12 protein-coding genes, 6 tRNA genes and 3 rRNA genes are annotated in these 19,112 nt (G+C 47.3%); 8 read left to right on the top strand and 13 right to left on the bottom strand.

Annotated elements, in window-relative coordinates:
• Positions 1-18 precede the first annotated feature (18 nt).
• On the top strand, positions 19-777 hold the full coding sequence (gloB, locus tag AB8599_RS12025) for a hydroxyacylglutathione hydrolase (RefSeq protein ID WP_407331161.1): 759 nt from the start codon (positions 19-21) through the stop codon (positions 775-777).
• Between the two features lie 72 nt (positions 778-849).
• Positions 850-2,418 (top strand): LysM peptidoglycan-binding domain-containing protein, encoded by a 1,569-nt coding sequence (locus tag AB8599_RS12030; RefSeq protein WP_407331162.1) that lies wholly within the window; start codon positions 850-852, stop codon positions 2,416-2,418.
• Positions 2,419-2,481: 63 nt separating this feature from the next.
• On the opposite strand, the gene AB8599_RS12035 is transcribed toward AB8599_RS12030, so the two are convergent.
• Positions 2,482-3,387: a LysR substrate-binding domain-containing protein gene (locus tag AB8599_RS12035; RefSeq protein ID WP_407331163.1), complete on the bottom strand. Its 906-nt coding sequence runs from the start codon at positions 3,385-3,387 to the stop codon at positions 2,482-2,484.
• Positions 3,388-3,604: 217 nt separating this feature from the next.
• On the opposite strand from AB8599_RS12035, the gene focA reads away from it, so the two are divergent.
• Complete coding sequence (focA, locus tag AB8599_RS12040) at positions 3,605-5,059, top strand: formate transporter FocA (RefSeq protein ID WP_407331164.1); 1,455 nt, start codon at positions 3,605-3,607, stop codon at positions 5,057-5,059.
• A gap of 33 nt (positions 5,060-5,092) precedes the next feature.
• On the opposite strand, the gene AB8599_RS12045 is transcribed toward focA, so the two are convergent.
• A complete protein-coding gene (locus AB8599_RS12045; RefSeq protein WP_407331165.1) occupies positions 5,093-5,932 on the bottom strand; it encodes an endonuclease/exonuclease/phosphatase family protein in 840 nt (279 codons plus the stop codon).
• Positions 5,933-6,124: 192 nt separating this feature from the next.
• Between AB8599_RS12045 and AB8599_RS12050 the strand changes: the two genes are divergently transcribed.
• Positions 6,125-6,652 carry an HPP family protein gene (locus AB8599_RS12050; protein WP_407331166.1) on the top strand — a complete coding sequence of 176 codons (528 nt, stop codon included), beginning with the start codon at positions 6,125-6,127 and terminating at the stop codon, positions 6,650-6,652.
• Between the two features lie 2 nt (positions 6,653-6,654).
• Positions 6,655-7,071, top strand: a complete 417-nt coding sequence (locus AB8599_RS12055; RefSeq protein ID WP_407331167.1) for a universal stress protein — start codon at positions 6,655-6,657, stop codon at positions 7,069-7,071.
• A 177-nt stretch (positions 7,072-7,248) separates the two neighbouring features.
• On the opposite strand, the gene AB8599_RS12060 is transcribed toward AB8599_RS12055, so the two are convergent.
• From AB8599_RS12060 to gmhB, 10 genes are all read right to left on the bottom strand, one after another.
• A tRNA-Trp gene (locus tag AB8599_RS12060) sits at positions 7,249-7,325 on the bottom strand.
• Positions 7,326-7,361: 36 nt separating this feature from the next.
• Positions 7,362-7,438: transfer RNA gene (locus tag AB8599_RS12065), tRNA-Asp, on the bottom strand.
• Between the two features lie 106 nt (positions 7,439-7,544).
• Positions 7,545-7,660 (bottom strand): 5S ribosomal RNA (rrf, locus tag AB8599_RS12070).
• A gap of 122 nt (positions 7,661-7,782) precedes the next feature.
• Positions 7,783-10,675: ribosomal RNA gene (locus AB8599_RS12075) — 23S ribosomal RNA — on the bottom strand.
• Positions 10,676-11,042: 367 nt separating this feature from the next.
• A tRNA-Ala gene (locus AB8599_RS12080) sits at positions 11,043-11,118 on the bottom strand.
• Between the two features lie 31 nt (positions 11,119-11,149).
• Positions 11,150-11,225: transfer RNA gene (locus tag AB8599_RS12085), tRNA-Val, on the bottom strand.
• A 30-nt stretch (positions 11,226-11,255) separates the two neighbouring features.
• A tRNA-Lys gene (locus AB8599_RS12090) sits at positions 11,256-11,331 on the bottom strand.
• Between the two features lies 1 nt (position 11,332).
• Positions 11,333-11,408 (bottom strand) — tRNA-Glu (locus tag AB8599_RS12095).
• 90 nt (positions 11,409-11,498) lie between these two features.
• A 16S ribosomal RNA gene (locus tag AB8599_RS12100) occupies positions 11,499-13,043 on the bottom strand.
• The 16S, 23S and 5S rRNA genes sit together here with 6 tRNA genes alongside, the layout of an rRNA operon.
• Before the next feature lie 507 nt (positions 13,044-13,550).
• Positions 13,551-14,105: a D-glycero-beta-D-manno-heptose 1,7-bisphosphate 7-phosphatase gene (gmhB, locus tag AB8599_RS12105; RefSeq protein WP_407331168.1), complete on the bottom strand. Its 555-nt coding sequence runs from the start codon at positions 14,103-14,105 to the stop codon at positions 13,551-13,553.
• Between the two features lie 125 nt (positions 14,106-14,230).
• Here gmhB and tsaA point away from each other — a divergent pair, with 125 nt between their 5' ends.
• Both tsaA and AB8599_RS12115 read left to right on the top strand, forming a co-directional pair.
• Entirely contained in the window at positions 14,231-14,935 is a 705-nt protein-coding gene (gene tsaA, locus AB8599_RS12110) for a tRNA (N6-threonylcarbamoyladenosine(37)-N6)-methyltransferase TrmO (RefSeq protein ID WP_407331169.1), read from the top strand.
• Positions 14,936-15,001: 66 nt separating this feature from the next.
• Entirely contained in the window at positions 15,002-16,717 is a 1,716-nt protein-coding gene (locus AB8599_RS12115; protein WP_407331170.1) for a proline--tRNA ligase, read from the top strand.
• 71 nt (positions 16,718-16,788) lie between these two features.
• Here AB8599_RS12115 and AB8599_RS12120 read toward each other — a convergent pair whose 3' ends face one another.
• Entirely contained in the window at positions 16,789-17,721 is a 933-nt protein-coding gene (locus AB8599_RS12120; protein ID WP_407331171.1) for a diguanylate cyclase, read from the bottom strand.
• A gap of 214 nt (positions 17,722-17,935) precedes the next feature.
• Here AB8599_RS12120 and AB8599_RS12125 point away from each other — a divergent pair, with 214 nt between their 5' ends.
• On the top strand, positions 17,936-19,087 hold the full coding sequence (locus tag AB8599_RS12125; protein WP_407331172.1) for a patatin-like phospholipase family protein: 1,152 nt from the start codon (positions 17,936-17,938) through the stop codon (positions 19,085-19,087).
• Positions 19,088-19,112: the final 25 nt, after the last annotated feature.

Here is a 19,112-nt window from a genome sequence, read left to right on the forward strand (position 1 = left end):
TATAGCTGGAGAGTTTAAATGCTATCTGTATCAAGCATACCCGCATTAAATGACAATTACATCTGGCTGCTAAAAAATGATGACAATCATTGCGTTGTTGTCGACCCAGGCGATGCCACACCCGTTTTCGCGTTCTTAGAGAGCCACGGCCTTATCTTAGACGCAATACTGATTACCCACCACCATCATGACCATGTTGGTGGTGTATCTGCGCTTGCTTCCCATTTTCCGGGCATCGTCGTTTATGGTCCATCAACCTCGCGTTTCCCGCAGGTCACTTACCCTCTGAAGGATAAATCAACATTTACGCTTCTGGGCACTGAGTTTGAGGTATTCGACGTACCGGGACATACCTTAGACCATATCGCTTACTACACGGGCAGTATGCTGTTCTGCGGTGACACGCTTTTTTCCGGCGGATGCGGTCGGTTATTCGAAGGCAGTCCAGCTCAGATGCACCAGTCATTAACTCTGTTATCCTCTCTGCCTGATGAAACATTGGTTTTCTGCACGCACGAATACACACAATCAAACCTAAAATTTGCTCAAGCCGTTGATTGCGGCAATACTGCGCTTAAAGCATATGCCCTTGACGTCGACACATTGAGATCTCAAAACAAGATCACTTTGCCCTCTACCATTGGCATGGAAAAAAGTATTAATCCTTTTTTACGCGTTAACCAAGATGCCATAAAAAAAGCAGTACAACACAGTGCGATAGATAGCTCTGATACAGAAACGTTTGCAGCGCTCAGACGCTGGAAAGATGAATTTTGACACAAGTCACTTGTAAGCAGCAGTGCAGGCCGATTACTATCATCGGCCAATTTTTGAAAGGTTAAGCTATTAATGAAGTTCCGTTACGTATTAGTGGGATCGATGTTCCTCGCAGGATGCCAATTAACTGGGCAAGATGACGTCGCGACAACGACTAATACGCCAAAGCAGCAGGAAACCTTGTTGGGCCAAGATGCCTCTGAGACGAACGTTGATGCGGTTGATACTGTGGTCGCGGCGCCTGTCATCACTCCGCAAAATCAGGAAGATGTCTGGGATCGGATTACTTTACAGTTGGAGATGCCAGTTCCAGAAAACAAGCGAGTGAAGTATTACCGCAACTGGTACTTAGAACACCCCCAGCATCTGCAAGTCGTGTCTAAACGTGCCGAGCCTTTCCTCCACCTCATTACAGAAAAAGTCGAAGCACGTGGTATTCCGCTCGAGTTTGCGTTACTGCCCGTTGTCGAAAGTTCATTCGACCAATTTGCTTACTCACATGGTCGTGCTGCCGGTTTATGGCAGTTTGTGCCTGATACGGGACGTCGATTTGGATTGGAGCAGAATTGGTGGTACGACGGTCGAAGAGATGTGGTGGCATCGACTGACGCTGCGTTAGATTTATTGGAGTATCTTCACAAGAAATTTGATGGTGATTGGTTGCACGCGCTTGCAGCATACAACACAGGCGAAGGACGCGTGTTTCGTGCAATTAAAAACAACAAAGCTAAAGGCCTCCCAACTGATTTTTGGTCATTGTCGCTGCCTAAAGAAACCAGCGGCTACGTACCAAAACTCTTAGCCGTGGCTGATGTTATTAAAAACAAAGACCAATATGGTCTTTCACTGCCAGCGATCGCCAACAAACCCGTGGTTGAGTTAGTAGAACCTAACGTTCAAATGGATCTCGCGCTTGCCGCAGATTACGCAGGGCTATCGCTTTCACAGCTTCAGAGTCTTAATCCGGCATACAATCACTGGGCAACAGCACCTGATGGCGCCAATCATCTTCTTCTACCAAAAGAGAAAGTCGCACGTTTTAATACGCAACTTGCAGAGAATGATAATCAAGGAATCAAAGTCACTCGCTATAAGGTCAAAGGCGGAGATTCATTGGGTTTGATCGCACAACGCCACAATACAACAGTAAAATTGATACAACGCGCTAACAGTATCAAGGGAACCAGTATTCGCGTTGGGCAACACCTTATTATTCCTATCGCGCTTCATGATGAAAGCCAATACGCTTTAAGTGCGCCGCAGCGTCTTGCAAAGATGACCAGTAAAAAACGCGGGGATTACAAGCTCACTCATACTGTCGCTAAGGGAGATAGCTTTTGGACTATCTCACGTAAGCATGGTGTGTCTCATGGTGAACTGGCCCGTTGGAATGGCATGAGCCCGAAAGATCCATTGCGTATCGGTCAAGACTTGGTGGTTTGGAAAAAAGGAGAGGATGGCGCACGCATCCGTACTATTTTCTACGAAATCCGCGAAGGGGACTCATTGAGCAGTATTGCTTCGCGCTACGGGGTATCTGTGACAGATCTTGTTCAGTGGAACTCACTGAAAAAGAGCGCTTACATCAAGCCTGGACAAAAACTGAAACTGTATATCGATGTAACTAAAGTCAGCGCGTAATGCGCCTAGCTTACCCATAAAATATAAAAACGCGTTGTAGCCAATACAACGCGTTTTTTTATGTCACATCACCATGGGATGACGTTTCATCATTCTGATTCCTTCCCGCTTAAAGCAATCAACTAACGGGTTTTCTGCCATATCCGCACGCCAAACAAACGACAGTGAACGTGATATATCGAGCTCAGGTACATTAAGTGCAACCAACTTACCGTTCTCTATATAGCGCTCAACATCCAAGTAAGGCAGGCACGTGAGATAAGGTCCGTTTGATACTAGGCTTCGGATCACAGGGACATGTTCATATTCACGCCAAACATCGAGATCGGGAATATGATGACAGATTGCACTTTCAAATGCCGTTCGAGTGCCTGAACCCTGCTCACGCAATACCCATTTAGCCTGCTCTAATTGTGCAATACTCACGCGATCGTAGCGTGAAAAAGGGTGATGAGCAGAAGCAGCAATAATCAGATGATCGGTACACCAAGACTCTTGATGAAGGCGGCTGTCATCACATCGACCTTCTATCACACCAAGATCATAACGGTAGTCCAATACACCCGATATCACGGAGCTAGTACTATGAACACCAAGTGAGATTCGAATTTCTGGAAAATCACTATCAATAATACTGATAAGGTCTGGCACCAAGTGTTCCGCGGGCGTTTGGCTCGCACCAAGTCGAATTTCACCACTCAGTAGATGCTGATCGTAAAAGCCCATTTCAATTTGTTTTGCGTCTCGCAAAAGGCGCTTTGCTTTCGGTCTTAGCCAACTTCCCCAATGTGTGAGGATCAGCCTTTTCCCTTTTCGCTCAAACAAGGGACGACCAAGCATTTTTTCCAGCTGTGCCAACGACATGCTGGTTGCAGACTGTGTGAGTGACAATTTATCTGCTGCCTGACTAACACTTCCCGTGTCTGCCACGGTATCAAATACCGCAAGTTGTTTAAGTGAATATCGCATCGCTGTTATTCCCCAAAAAGCACACCGAAGTAACCCTTTATAATTTTTCTATCTATTGTACCCCCCAAAATACAATCATCAATAAATCTGAATACATTTCAAAGAATTATCAATTGTACTTGTGATGACCTCCCCGATTACGCTGATTAAGAAGCAAGGCAATTCGCCAAGCTCAATCACATGGAGAATGACATGAATACATATCGGAGGCCTTGCGATGACGACTGCCTACTCTGATCACGACTTCGTTTCAGTCAAAGGCTTTAACGCATCAGAGATGATGAATGAGGCTGAACGCTATGCGCTGAAGAAAATAAGCAAACGCAGTGGCGCGACACTCAGCTTGGCTATTTTAGCGGGCGCTTTTATCGGTCTTGCCTTTCTGTTTTACATAACCGTCACAACAGGCAATGACAACACAAGTTGGGGTGTCAATAGGCTGATCGGTGGCTTCGCTTTTAGCATGGGATTGATCCTGATCGTTATTTTTGAAGGCGAGCTATTCACCAGCACCGTGCTGTCGAGTATTTCGTGGGCAAATAATCAGGTCAGTATCAGCAAACTGCTTTCAACCTGGGGCAAGGTTTACCTTGGCAATTTCTTAGGTGCAACACTCCTTGTCATCATGGTCACCGCGGCGGGCTTATACCAGCTTGATGGCGGCCAATGGGGTTTAAATGCACTGAATATCGCCCAGCATAAACTGCACCATACCTGGCTCGAAGCCTTCACCTTAGGTGTTTTGTGTAACATTTTAGTCTGTACGGCTATTTGGCTTACTTTTTGTTCTGCCAATCCTATTGTCAAAGCTGTAATGACAATGCTACCCGTCGCTATGTTCGTCTCTAGTGGTTTCGAACACAGCATCGCTAATATGTTTATGGTGCCATTAGGCATTGTCATCGCCCACTTTTCCCCTGACACCTTTTGGGTAGGGCTTGGCGTCAATTCTGCAAACTACGCTGACCTTACATTCAGTCACTTCATCACTAACAACCTTATCCCCGTTACCATCGGCAATATCGTAGGCGGTGCAGTGCTTGTCGGTCTTGCCAACTGGGGGATCTACCGTAAACAAATGCAACAACCAGACATGCTGAGCGTTAACACGCCAGTGACTATCGCTAAAGCTAGTAAGGACTCTGCCATGATTAACAGTGTGAAAGTAAAAGACCTAATGAACAAAAGCCCTATCGTTTTGAGTGCAAGCGATCGCACGGCTCAAGCCATTGACACATTGCTTTCCAATGGAATCACCGGTGCACCCGTTTGTGATAGTCAGATGCAGGTTGTCGGTTTCTTCTCCGTGCATGATGTGATGGTCAATCTTTGGTGTGAAGACTATCTGCCGGATGCGAAGCAGGTCGTCGGCGAGCTAATGTGCGACAACGTGACTGCGCTAAGTGCAGATGAGAGCTTGGTTGATGTCGCTGAATTCTTAGTCATGGACAAAGAAAAGGTTTTCCCCGTCTCTCCGATGGGTATCGCAACAAGCTTCTCTAATTTGTCACTAGAAGATCGTGTCAAAGAAGCAAAAGTGAGCAAGCCACATATCTTGCCAGTCATCACTAACGGACGTTTGGTCGGTGTAATTTCAAGATCTGATGTGCTTCAAGCATTGAGACCACTTTATGAGATCGAACCATTAGTTGAAGTGGCAAAAGCTGTTTAATGAAAAGAAGGGCAGTACAATACTGCCCTTCTCTTATTGAGTAGGAAATGTCAAAGACGCTTCGATAAATGCATGGTCAGACGCTGATGTCTCTTTTGACAAAGAAACATCAAGTTCAAGTTCGCGGTAAAACAAATGATCAAGTGGATGACCAAACACAGTCAGTCTATCATCACTGTCATACTGAGCTTCTTTCAGCCCAAGTCGCTCGAGTTCTTTTCTAACCACATCCAGACGCTCATCACTCCAAGTATTAAAATCGCCAGCAATGATGAGGGGTCCTTCAATATCACTCACCGCTTCAACCAATGAATGCAGTTGCTCTCTATACTCCTCCACCCCGAAGGTGAAGTTAATACTGTGGAGATTAATGACAGACAACATTTTTCCATTTGAAAGCACAAAGGCACTGTAAAGCGCGCTTTTTGGTAGACGCAGATAAGGTTCAACTTTGGTATAAGCGCACACTTTTCTAGGGATGACCTCCGATAATGTCATCACGCCAGCAATTTCACCGTTGATAGCAAAAGCGTAAGCCTGATTGCTGTGCCACCCCTCGCGCTCAATGTATCTGAGAAGCTGGGGTTTAGATTGAGCTTCTTGAAGCAGTATTATCGCGTTATGTTTCGATAATTCAGAAAGCTCAGCCTCCCAACCATCTAACTGTTGTTTATAGATATTCCACACTGCGATATTCAGTGGCTTAGTCACATCGATCGCTTCAACCACTGAGTAGTCTCGGCAACGAACGCTTGCTTCTCCAGATGCCAAGCTCGCCTCTGTCGGTACATCAACAACCATATAGACTGTTAAAATGCCACAAATCAATATCAATGCGCCTAGTATTGCCCAGCGAGATCCAAGCTGTTTCATCAAAAAGTGGCACCTTACTGTTAGTTTTAAAGCCATCGTGATCCGACAGGCCAAGAATTTTTTGTGCTCTTGATAAATATTGCCGAACAACTCACCACAGTCGTTTCAATAGCGGGACTGACAGCCCTAATTGCCAAGTGCAGTATCGAATAGCCCCTATACTCTCTCGAATCGCACATTCAGGAGCAAAAAATGGCTAATGAACCTAAAGGCATCGATTATCGCATTCTACACCCAGCTCAAAAACCATGGATGATTGCCTTCGTTGCAGCTATTGGCTCTGCAATTTGTATCGCCTTACTAGCATTAATTGATGAAAGTGCGAAAGGTGATTATGTCTTAATGGCACCTTTTGGAGCAACAATGGTTCTGGTTTTTGGATTACCCAAAAGCCCTCTTGCGCAGCCCCCCAATGTCATCTTCGGGCATCTAACAACTGCCATCGTCGGCGTCATTTTTGCCAATCTCTTTCTTGTTGAGTTTTGGTCGCTAGGGTTGGCTGTGGGCATTGGGATTTTCTTTATGATTCTGTTTAACGTTACCCACCCACCCGCTGGCGGAAACCCACTACTCATTATGCTAGGAGGGCACACCAGTTTTACGTTCGCTCTTTATCCAGTGCTCACGGGAGCCTGTGTCATTGTTATTGTTGCTCTGATTTATCACGGATTTGTATCGCGTCTGGAGTATGCGTGGGTCAACAAGCCAAAGAAGGTATAGTTATGTATAACAAAGTACTTTACGCGCTAGATCTGGATTCTAAAGCCCATTTACAAAAAGCGATCGCTATCGCCGCACAACTCAACGCAGAACTTTACGTGGGGTATGCCACCTATATGGGTGAAGACTATACAGATGATGAGATCTATTTCGGCAAGGCAGATGGTGACAAAGTCGTTGATAGCAAGAAAAAAGAGCTCGAAAATAAGCTGGAAGCATTGCTACTGGGAACAGAACTATCAAAAGAGCATGTGTATATCGTCGATGGCCCAGTTGGAAAAGCAATCGATCATTTAGCCCAAACACTGAGTGTAGAGCTTGTCCTTATTGCAAAATCTCATCACCACTTCAGCTTGATGATTAAGCCTGACACCTTAATACGCTATATGTCGCACTATGACTTATTGAGCTTTAACTAGAGAAATAGTAACCAGAAAAATCGACAAATACGAAAAACCCCCGACATTCCTGTCGAAGCTTCCAAAAGTGGCAGGGGTGGAGAGATTCGACCGGGCTGGCGTTCCAGCTCCCAACATCGCTTTAAAAAAGCGACAAATACGAAAAAGCCCCGACATTTCTGTCGAGGCTTTCGAAAGTGGCAGGGGTGGAGAGATTCGAACTCCCAACACGCGGATTTGGAATCCGCTGCTCTGCCAATTGGAGCTACACCCCTATAGTTATTTTAAAGACTTAACTTTGTCTAAATATGTGGCGGAGCGGACGGGACTCGAACCCGCGACCCCCGGCGTGACAGGCCGGTATTCTAACCAACTGAACTACCGCTCCACACGGTGATAAACACCTTGGTGTCTATCCGATACACGCCGTTCAACGCGCGTATCTAAACTTTTTGCCTTCATCTTTATCTTAAAAAGATGAAAACGAATTTGAAGCCTGGCGATGTCCTACTCTCACATGGGGAGACCCCACACTACCATCGGCGCTATTACGTTTCACTACTGAGTTCGGCATGGGATCAGGTGGGTCCATAATGCTATGGTCGCCAAGCAAATTCTGTTGTGTCCCCCGCTTGCGCGAAAAACAAAAATCTGAAGAAAATCTGACTAGCCTATCTCTCAATACACATTCAATGTTCTTATCTGAGTCCGCTAAAACCCCTTGGGTGTTGTATGGTTAAGCCTCACGGGCAATTAGTATCAGTTAGCTCAACGCCTCGCAGCGCTTACACACCTGACCTATCTACGTCGTAGTCTCCAACAACCCTTTAGGACACTTATAGTGTCAGGGATGACTCATCTCGAGGCTTGCTTCGCGCTTAGATGCTTTCAGCGCTTATCAATTCCGAACTTAGCTACCGGGCAATGCCACTGGCGTGACAACCCGAACACCAGAGGTTCGTCCACTCCGGTCCTCTCGTACTAGGAGCAGCCCCTCTCAATCATCCAACGCCCACGGCAGATAGGGACCGAACTGTCTCACGACGTTCTAAACCCAGCTCGCGTACCACTTTAAATGGCGAACAGCCATACCCTTGGGACCGACTTCAGCCCCAGGATGTGATGAGCCGACATCGAGGTGCCAAACACCGCCGTCGATATGAACTCTTGGGCGGTATCAGCCTGTTATCCCCGGAGTACCTTTTATCCGTTGAGCGATGGCCCTTCCATTCAGAACCACCGGATCACTATGACCTACTTTCGTACCTGCTCGAATTGTCATTCTCGCAGTCAAGCGGGCTTATGCCATTGCACTAACCTCACGATGTCCGACCGTGATTAGCCCACCTTCGTGCTCCTCCGTTACTCTTTGGGAGGAGACCGCCCCAGTCAAACTACCCACCAGGCACTGTCCGCAACCCCGATTAGGGGCCAACGTTAGAACATCAAGCATACAAGGGTGGTATTTCAAGATTGCCTCCACACATACTGGCGTACGTGCTTCTAAGGCTCCCACCTATCCTACACATGTAGGGTCAATGTTCAGTGCCAAGCTGTAGTAAAGGTTCACGGGGTCTTTCCGTCTAGCCGCGGGTACACAGCATCTTCACTGCGATTTCAATTTCACTGAGTCTCGGGTGGAGACAGCGTGGCCATCATTACGCCATTCGTGCAGGTCGGAACTTACCCGACAAGGAATTTCGCTACCTTAGGACCGTTATAGTTACGGCCGCCGTTTACCGGGGCTTCGATCAAGAGCTTCTCCGAAGATAACCCCATCAATTAACCTTCCGGCACCGGGCAGGCGTCACACCGTATACGTCATCTTTCGATTTTGCACAGTGCTATGTTTTTAATAAACAGTTGCAGCCACCTGGTATCTGCGACTGCCTCTAGCTCCATCCGCAAGGGACTTCACCGGAGGCAGCGTACCTTCTCCCGAAGTTACGGTACCATTTTGCCTAGTTCCTTCACCCGAGTTCTCTCAAGCGCCTTGGTATTCTCTACCCGACCACCTGTGTCGGTTTGGGGTACGATTGCTTATAACCTGAAGCTTAGAGGCTTTTCCCGGAAGCATGGCATCAATGACTTCATCACCGTAGTGACTCGACATCGTGTCTCAGTGTTAACAGCGTCCCGGATTTACCTAAGACACCCACCTACGCACTTGAACTTGGACAACCGTCGCCAAGCTCACCTAGCCTTCTCCGTCCCCCCATCGCAGTTATAAGCAGTACGGGAATATTAACCCGTTTCCCATCGACTACGCCTTTCGGCCTCGCCTTAGGGGTCGACTTACCCTGCCCCGATTAACGTTGGACAGGAACCCTTGGTCTTCCGGCGAGGAGGTTTTTCACCCCCTTTATCGTTACTCATGTCAGCATTCGCACTTCTGATACCTCCAGCAAACCTTACAGTTCACCTTCAACGGCTTACAGAACGCTCCCCTACCCAACAACTCCGAAGAGTTGATGCCGCAGCTTCGGTGTATCGCTTAGCCCCGTTACATCTTCCGCGCAGGCCGACTCGACCAGTGAGCTATTACGCTTTCTTTAAATGATGGCTGCTTCTAAGCCAACATCCTGGCTGTCTGAGCCTTCCCACATCGTTTCCCACTTAGCGATAACTTTGGGACCTTAGCTGGCGGTCTGGGTTGTTTCCCTCTCCACGACGGACGTTAGCACCCGCCGTGTGTCTCCCGGATAGTACTTACTGGTATTCGGAGTTTGCAAAGGGTTGGTAAGTCGGGATGACCCCCTAGCCTTAACAGTGCTCTACCCCCAGTAGTATTCGTCCGAGGCGCTACCTAAATAGCTTTCGGGGAGAACCAGCTATCTCCGAGTTTGATTGGCCTTTCACCCCTAGCCACAAGTCATCCGCTAATTTTTCAACATTAGTCGGTTCGGTCCTCCAATTGATGTTACTCAATCTTCAACCTGCCCATGGCTAGATCACTCGGTTTCGGGTCTACTCCTAGCAACTCATTCGCCCAGTTAAGACTCGGTTTCCCTACGGCTCCCCTATTCGGTTAACCTTGCTACTAAAAGTAAGTCGCTGACCCATTATACAAAAGGTACGCAGTCACCCCACGAAGAGGCTCCCACTGCTTGTACGTACACGGTTTCAGGTTCTATTTCACTCCCCTCACAGGGGTTCTTTTCGCCTTTCCCTCACGGTACTGGTTCACTATCGGTCAGTCAGGAGTATTTAGCCTTGGAGGATGGTCCCCCCATGTTCAGACAGGATACCACGTGTCCCGTCCTACTCGTTTTCACGATAAAAGCATTGTCGTGTACGGGGCTATCACCCTGTATCGCTACCCTTTCCAGGGTATTCCACTAACACTTAAACCGCTTAAGGGCTAATCCGGGGTCGCTCGCCGCTACTGCCGGAATCTCAATTGATTTCTTTTCCTTCGGGTACTTAGATGTTTCAGTTCCCCGAGTTCGCCTCATACAGCTATGTATTCACTGCATGATACGTGCTTATGCACGTGGGTTTCCCCATTCGGAAATCGTAGACTCAAGTGGCTGTTACTGCCTTATCTACGCTTATCGCAAGTTACTACGTCCTTCATCGCCTCTGACTGCCAAGGCATCCACCGTGTACGCTTAGTCACTTAACCATACAACCCCAAGAGGTCTTTATGTATGGCAAACAACCAAGGTGTTCTCGTTAAAGAACAAGTTCATCTTTCGATGAACGGTTTTTCGCCGGACTCAAATATGTTCATTCCTCTCTAAGAGAAGAATGAAACCAAGAACACTTGAATGTGTTTGGTGTTAATTCCGAAGAATTAACGTTTTGAGAACTTTTGTTTCGTTACCTCTCGGGTAGAGAGATAAGAAACAGATTTCAATTTAATCCCTCTTTTTTCAAAGAAGCATTAAATCTACTAGTCAGCTTTCCAGATTTTTAAAGAGCAAAGTGATGTGTCTCTGAGACAGAGATGTCCACTTTCTAAAGACACTCGCGAGAATGCGTTTAAAGAGTGGTGGAGCTAGACGGGATCGAACCGTCGACCTCTTGCATGCCATGCAAGCGCTCTCCCAGCTGAGCTATAGCCCCCCTGATGTTTTAATTCTTTCAGGAGAAAGAATGGTGGGCGATACCGGGCTCGAACCAGTGACCCCCTCCTTGTAAGGGAGGTGCTCTCCCAACTGAGCTAATCGCCCACGATAGTTTTAATTCCCTCATGGAGAGAATGGTGGGTCGTGTAGGATTCGAACCTACGACCAATTGATTAAAAGTCAACTGCTCTACCAACTGAGCTAACGACCCGTGGCGTCCCATAGGGGAGTCGAACCCCTGTTACCGCCGTGAAAGGGCGGTGTCCTAGGCCTCTAGACGAATGGGACACTTTGCTTGTTTGGCATTTGGGATGCCAAACCACTCTTTACTTTTTCAACCTATACAATTTGTGTGAGCACTTGCATCAATAGTATCGTTAAGGAGGTGATCCAGCCCCAGGTTCCCCTAGGGCTACCTTGTTACGACTTCACCCCAGTCATGAACCACACCGTGGTAAACGCCCTCCCGAAGGTTAAGCTATCTACTTCTGGTGCAGCCCACTCCCATGGTGTGACGGGCGGTGTGTACAAGGCCCGGGAACGTATTCACCGTGGCATTCTGATCCACGATTACTAGCGATTCCGACTTCACGGAGTCGAGTTGCAGACTCCGATCCGGACTACGACGTACTTTCTGGGATTCGCTCCACCTCGCGGCCTCGCTGCCCTCTGTATACGCCATTGTAGCACGTGTGTAGCCCTACTCGTAAGGGCCATGATGACTTGACGTCGTCCCCACCTTCCTCCGGTTTATCACCGGCAGTCTCCCTGGAGTTCCCACCATGACGTGCTGGCAAACAAGGATAAGGGTTGCGCTCGTTGCGGGACTTAACCCAACATTTCACAACACGAGCTGACGACAGCCATGCAGCACCTGTCTCACAGTTCCCGAAGGCACAAGTCCATCTCTGGTCTCTTCTGTGGATGTCAAGAGTAGGTAAGGTTCTTCGCGTTGCATCGAATTAAACCACATGCTCCACCGCTTGTGCGGGCCCCCGTCAATTCATTTGAGTTTTAATCTTGCGACCGTACTCCCCAGGCGGTCTACTTAACGCGTTAGCTCCGAAAGCCACGACTCTAGGTCACAACCTCCAAGTAGACATCGTTTACAGCGTGGACTACCAGGGTATCTAATCCTGTTTGCTCCCCACGCTTTCGCATCTGAGCGTCAGTCTTTGTCCAGGGGGCCGCCTTCGCCACCGGTATTCCTTCAGATCTCTACGCATTTCACCGCTACACCTGAAATTCTACCCCCCTCTACAAGACTCTAGCCTGCCAGTTCAAAATGCGGTTCCCAGGTTGAGCCCGGGGCTTTCACATCTTGCTTAACAAACCGCCTGCATGCGCTTTACGCCCAGTAATTCCGATTAACGCTCGCACCCTCCGTATTACCGCGGCTGCTGGCACGGAGTTAGCCGGTGCTTCTTCTGCAGCTAACGTCAAATTAATACGCTATTAACGTACTAACCTTCCTCACTGCTGAAAGTGCTTTACAACCCGAAGGCCTTCTTCACACACGCGGCATGGCTGCATCAGGCTTGCGCCCATTGTGCAATATTCCCCACTGCTGCCTCCCGTAGGAGTCTGGACCGTGTCTCAGTTCCAGTGTGGCTGATCATCCTCTCAAACCAGCTAGGGATCGTCGCCTTGGTGAGCCATTACCTCACCAACTAGCTAATCCCAACTGGGCCCATCCCGACGCGAGAGGTCCGAAGATCCCCCTCTTTGGTCCGTAGACATCATGCGGTATTAGCAGTCGTTTCCAACTGTTATCCCCCACGTCAGGGCAGGTTCCCAGCCATTACTCACCCGTCCGCCGCTCGTCATCTTCAAAAGCAAGCTTTTGAAATGTTACCGCTCGACTTGCATGTGTTAGGCCTGCCGCCAGCGTTCAATCTGAGCCATGATCAAACTCTTCAATTAGAATTTTGTTGTCACTCGAAAGTGACGCTCAATGAATACTGAATTACTTTTTTGCCCTAAGGCAAATCTGCATTGACTGTGTTTCTTATTGGTTTCCACTTTTGAAAAAGTGAAATCAAAACAGCTCAAGGCTGATTTCCAATTCGATTGGGTCACTCAGTTCATTGATAAATCTTATGTCTATCAAATACGAGTGCCCACACAGATTGTATAGGTCAAATTGTTAAAGAGCTTGCTCAGGCTTGCTGAGCGGAGAGAGATTTAAACTCAACTCCTTTTTTGAGTCAAGCACTTTTGCTTTCCTCATGTTAGCTGCAAAATTTGCCGTGCCAACAGGGAGCGCATTATAGGGAGAGATTTTGTATTGGCAATACCTTTTTAGTGAAAAAAACGCTTTTTCTCTAAAAAAAGCCCCAACCGTTCAAAACTTCATCAAAGTGATATAAAAACAGCCCAAATGGGCTGTTTTAAATAAGAATACTGTATTCTAAATTCTTTTCGGTATCGCTACCGTGCTTTCAAATAAGCCGGCACATCGGCAACGCTATCCAATACGACTGTTGCTAAAGCCTCAGCGTCTTCGGTGACTTGCTTTCCGGTGCGTACAAGAATTTTGGTTTCCACCCCTGCAGCACTTGCGGCTTTCATATCATCCGCTTTATCACCAATCATGACCGACTTAGCCATATCGATGCCAAGGTACTCTTGCGCGGTTAAAAACATACCAGGCTTTGGTTTTCTGCAATCGCAGTCTTTTTTGTACTTATCATCACCATGTTCAGGATGGTGCGGGCAATAATAGATTCCATCGAATTCGACACCTTGGTCCTCAAAGTTCCAATCCATCCATTCGGTCAGAGAGATAAAATCATCTTCGCTGTAGTAACCACGAGCGATGCCAGATTGATTTGTTACCAATACGAGCAAGTAACCCATTTCTTTGAACGCTCGGCATGCTTCAAAAACACCGTCAATATACTCAAAGTCATCGACCTTGCTGATGTAACCATGATCAACATTAATCACGCCGTCTCTATCAATAAATACCGCTGGTTTGGCCAATGCTCTGCCCTCTATATATGCTTAGCGGGCGATTATGACACGCAATTCGCTCATCATCTATTGTCTCGCCGCTGCCTAAGCTAACTATGATAAAGTCTGCATTAAAAGAATCAGAGATAAATACTATGAATTACTCACTTACGCCTGTGGGTCACATTCAGTCCCCTTTCAAAGAAAAGTTCGCTGTACCTCGCCAACCTGGGCTAGCACCGAGTGCAACGGCATTTATTGCACTGTGCGGAGACGCGAATCAAGAAGATGCCGTTCGCGGACTCGAGCAATTTTCACATATATGGGTCCTTTTTTTATTCGACCAAAATTTAGCGAAAGGCTGGACGCCAACAGTTCGCCCACCGCGCCTTGGCGGCAATGAACGAGTGGGCGTTTTCGCCAGCCGTGCGACCTTTCGCCCCAATGGGATTGGTATGTCAGTAGTTTCGATAAAAGGAATACGAAAAGCAGGCAATCAGGTCATTATTGATATCGGTAGCTGTGACCTTGTTGATGGCACACCCGTTATAGACATCAAACCTTATATTCCTTATTCCGATTCCATCACTGAAGCACAAGGCGGATACGCCGCAGAAATACCCGACACCCTAAACGTTGCTTTTACCGATCTAGCACAAACCCAATTGACTAAACAAAAAGATGCCGAACATAAAACGCAGGTGATTCGTGAGGTGCTGGCGCAAGATCCCCGCCCGGCTTATAAGAAAGGGAAAAAAGATGATAAGGAATATGCAGTCCACCTCTTTGACCTAAACGTGAAGTTTTTCGTCGAAGAACGGCTAATCACAGTGACTACCATAGAAGCCTTTGGTGATTAAGGTTCTCACTGGTAATATGACGCCCTTATACCTTTCATATTGTAAATAGATAAACGGATAGCTTAGATGCGTACCAGTAAATACCTTCTTTCTACATTGAAGGAAACGCCAAATGACGCAGAAGTGATCAGCCACCAGCTGATGCTACGCGCCGGAATGATCCGCAAACTGGCTTCAGGCCTATACACCTGGCTGCCAACCGGTCTGCGCGTTCTTCAAAAGGTTGAAAACATCGTTCGTCAAGAAATCAATAACGCAGGCGCGATTGAAACTCTGATGCCTGTTGTTCAGCCCTTTGAGCTTTGGGAAGAAACAGGTCGTTCCGAAAAGATGGGACCTGAGCTTCTGCGCTTCACTGACCGTCACGAGCGTCCGTTTGTTCTGAGCCCGACGGCAGAAGAAGTGATCACCAGCCTTGTTCGTAACGAAGTGAATTCTTACAAGCAACTGCCATTGAATCTGTATCAGATTCAAACCAAATTCCGCGACGAAGTACGTCCGCGTTTTGGTGTGATGCGTGCACGTGAATTCTCAATGATGGATGCATACAGCTTCGACATTGATAAAGAAGGTTTAGAGAAGTCATACGAAGCGATGCATGTTGCTTACTGCGCTGCATTCGATCGTATGGGCTTGGATTACCGTCCAGTGCTGGCCGATACCGGTGCAATTGGTGGTTCTGCGTCACACGAGTTCCATGTACTGGCGAACAGCGGCGAAGACACCATCGCATTCTCAACGGAATCTGAATATGCAGCCAACGTTGAAATGGCAGAGGCCGTGGCGCCTGCTGGTGAGCAAGCTACGCCAACTCAGGAAATGACATTAGTTGATACGCCTGATGCGAAAACCATCGCACAGTTGGTTGAGCAGTTTAATCTGCCAATCGAGAAAACCGTTAAAACGCTGTTTGTCAAAGCCTCTGATGCCGTTGACGCAGATATCGTAGCCTTGCTCGTTCGTGGTGATCATGAACTGAACGAACTCAAAGCCGAAAAATTGGCTCAAATTGCAGCCCCTCTTGAATTTGCCACAGAAGAAGAAATTCGTGCTGTCGTCAATGCAGGCCCTGGCTCGCTAGGTCCAGTGAACCTGACGGTTCCATTCATTGTTGACCGCACTGTGGCAGCGATGAGTGATTTTGGCGCCGGTGCAAACATCGATGATAAACACTACTTCGGCATTAATTGGGGCCGTGATGTAGAACTTGGCGAAGTGGCTGATATTCGCAATGTTGTTGAAGGCGATCCAAGCCCTTGTGGTCAAGGCACCATTTTACTTAAACGCGGCATTGAAGTTGGTCATATTTTCCAATTGGGTACTAACTACTCAGAAAAGATGAACTGCGGCGTATTGGGCACTGACGGCAAAAACGTGATTCTAGAAATGGGCTGCTATGGCATCGGTGTTTCTCGTGTTGTTGCGGCGGCCATCGAGCAAAACCACGATGACAATGGCATTATCTGGCCAGACGCAATTGCGCCATTTACCGTCGCTATTGTGCCAATGAATATGCACAAGTCTGAGCGCGTTAAAGAAGCGGCAGAGAAATTATATGCAGACCTGAAAGCGGCAGGCATTGAAGTGCTGTTTGACGATCGTAAAGAACGCCCTGGTGTAATGTTCTCTGATATGGAATTGATGGGTGTTCCGCACACTATCATTATCGGTGAGCGCAGCATGGATAACGGTGTGTTTGAATACAAACATCGTCGTGATGGCGAAAAACTTCCGGTCGACATGGAAAACATGGTTGAGTACATCAAAGCTAAATTAGCTTAAGCACACTTCCATTTAGTAAACTTGCTCGATAAGCGCTTCCTAATCGGAGGCGCTTTTTTTATCAGCTCTTTTTACACGATATTTTCTGAAAAAGTAACGTGATTCCTACCCGTTTCCTTAGAACGATAGAGTGCTTCATCTGCCCTTTTAAAATATGCTTCTACCCTGGCAACTTCCTCTCCGGCCTCAATAAATGTCGCACCAAAACTCATGGTTACCGAGATTTTCTTACCTTCATAGACAAAATCACAGCATTCAATAGCACGCCTGATTCGCTCAAGCACTTTCCATGCATTGATCTCGTCTTCTACTGAAAACAAAAGTAGAAACTCTTCACCACCAATACGACCAAGCCTGTCATAAGGTCGCAGCTCCTGCGTCAACAGTTCACCGAGGCGGTGCAAAATGGCATCCCCCGCTGGGTGGCCATGTTTATCATTGATGCGCTTGAACCAATCAATATCGCACACCGCAAAGCACAGGTTCTCTTTAGCACGATGCGCACGAGAAAAATCTTCGCGTATTCGATCAAACAACACGCGGCGATTAAGTAACCCCGTTAACTCATCAAAACTAGCAAGATGATCTAACCGACTCATGGCATCCACCAGTCGTGCTTGTAGCTCAAGCGTGCGCAGACCAACATCCACTCTGGCTTTTAACACTTGGGTATTAAACGGCTTAGAAACGTAGTCATTCGCCCCCTTATTCAATCCTTGTACGATGTGCTCAGCACTATCTCTCGCTGTACAAAGAATGATGTAGGGAGGGTTAGACGTATCAATTTGTCGGATTTTTTCGCACAGCTCAATGCCACTGTAGCCCGGCATTTCCCAATCAAGAAGAAGCAAGGACGGTGGAACCGCTCGCATCATCACTTCCAGCGCTTCTAAACCATCATGGGCAACGACAGTCTCAATTCCCCATTTTTGCAGCAATACGTCAACCAATTTGGCCGTTGCTTTGTCATCATCAGCAATTAATGCGGTTAAGTGAGGAGTCATGATTTCGCCGAACAAAAGAAAAGTGAACAGAAATATAGCATTTGCCGTTCTCTTTACTCGATGGCAATGATTTTTGATGCTGTCGGTTTTAGCACTTGATCACAATCAATTCAGAAAGTTACTTAAAAATGCCTAGGTTAAATTGAGTATGAATCAAAGACTCGATTTCTAGGTCATACTCAAAATTAATGACAAAAAACCGAGCGCTCGCACTATGGCCCCCAAAACACCACCAAAAATTCCGCAGAAGAAAATCGCACTTTTATTAAGCGGCGGTGGTGCGCGTGCCGCCTATCAAGTGGGCGTCATTAAAGCAATTTCAGAGTGGTACCCTCGCGTTCATGCCAGCCCCTTCACCATTTATTGCGGGACATCAGCAGGTGCACTCAATGCCACATCACTTGCATGCCATACGTCATGTTTCCGACTCGGCGTCAAAAAATTGTCTTGGCTTTGGTCGCATCTGCACACCAAGCATGTCTTTCAAAGCTCTTTTCAGGGCATGCTAATGCATTTGGGCCGGCAGGGGTTTGCGCGAGCACAAGCGCGTTACCACTGTGCACCGCCTTTTGGGTTGCTTGATAACCGTCCACTGCGTAACCTTCTTAATAACGTGTTGAATTTCAGTAAGATTGAGCATCAAATACTCAATGGGTACCTACATGGCTTGGCGGTAACAGCATCAAATTATCACACCAGTAAGTCTGTCACCTTCTACCAAGGACATGCAGACATTCCCGTTTGGAGTCGCTCTCGTGCAATAGGCATAAAAAGCCAAATCACCACCGAGCACCTGCTTGCATCATCTGCCATTCCTATCGTGTTTCCCGCATCAAAAATTGGTCACAGCTTTTATGGTGATGGATCAGTTCACCAAATCGCGCCGCTGCGACCCGCACTAAAAATGGGGGCTGAGAAGGTGCTTATTATTGACCTAGCACCGAAATCGCCAACCACGCACAGTAGTCTCTCACCTGCGCCTGGACTCGCTATGCTTGGTGGGCACTTAATGGATGCAATATTTGCCGATACCCTGTCCGCTGACCTTGAGCACCTTGAACGCATGAACAATCTTGTCGCGGCAGTGGATAAAAACAAAGCCGAAAATTTGGCGCTGCGGCAAGTAGATGCCCTCCATCTCTCCCCTTCCTCGCCCTTTGAGCCTTTGGTTGAAAGATATTATTGTCATATGCCTTTAGCTGTACGTAGTTTGATGAGAGTTCTAGGCATTAGCCCTTCTGAGGATGCGGCAATTACCAGCTATCTGTTATTTGAACCGAAATATATCAACCACTTAATTGACATGGGATATCAAGATGCTCAAAATCGTCGATCCGATTTAGTGAGCTTTCTATCAAGTGACTAATCATATTAAATAAGACAAGCAGTTG

This window comes from Enterovibrio litoreus (assembly GCF_045679545.1).
Taxonomy (GTDB): domain Bacteria; phylum Pseudomonadota; class Gammaproteobacteria; order Enterobacterales; family Vibrionaceae; genus Enterovibrio.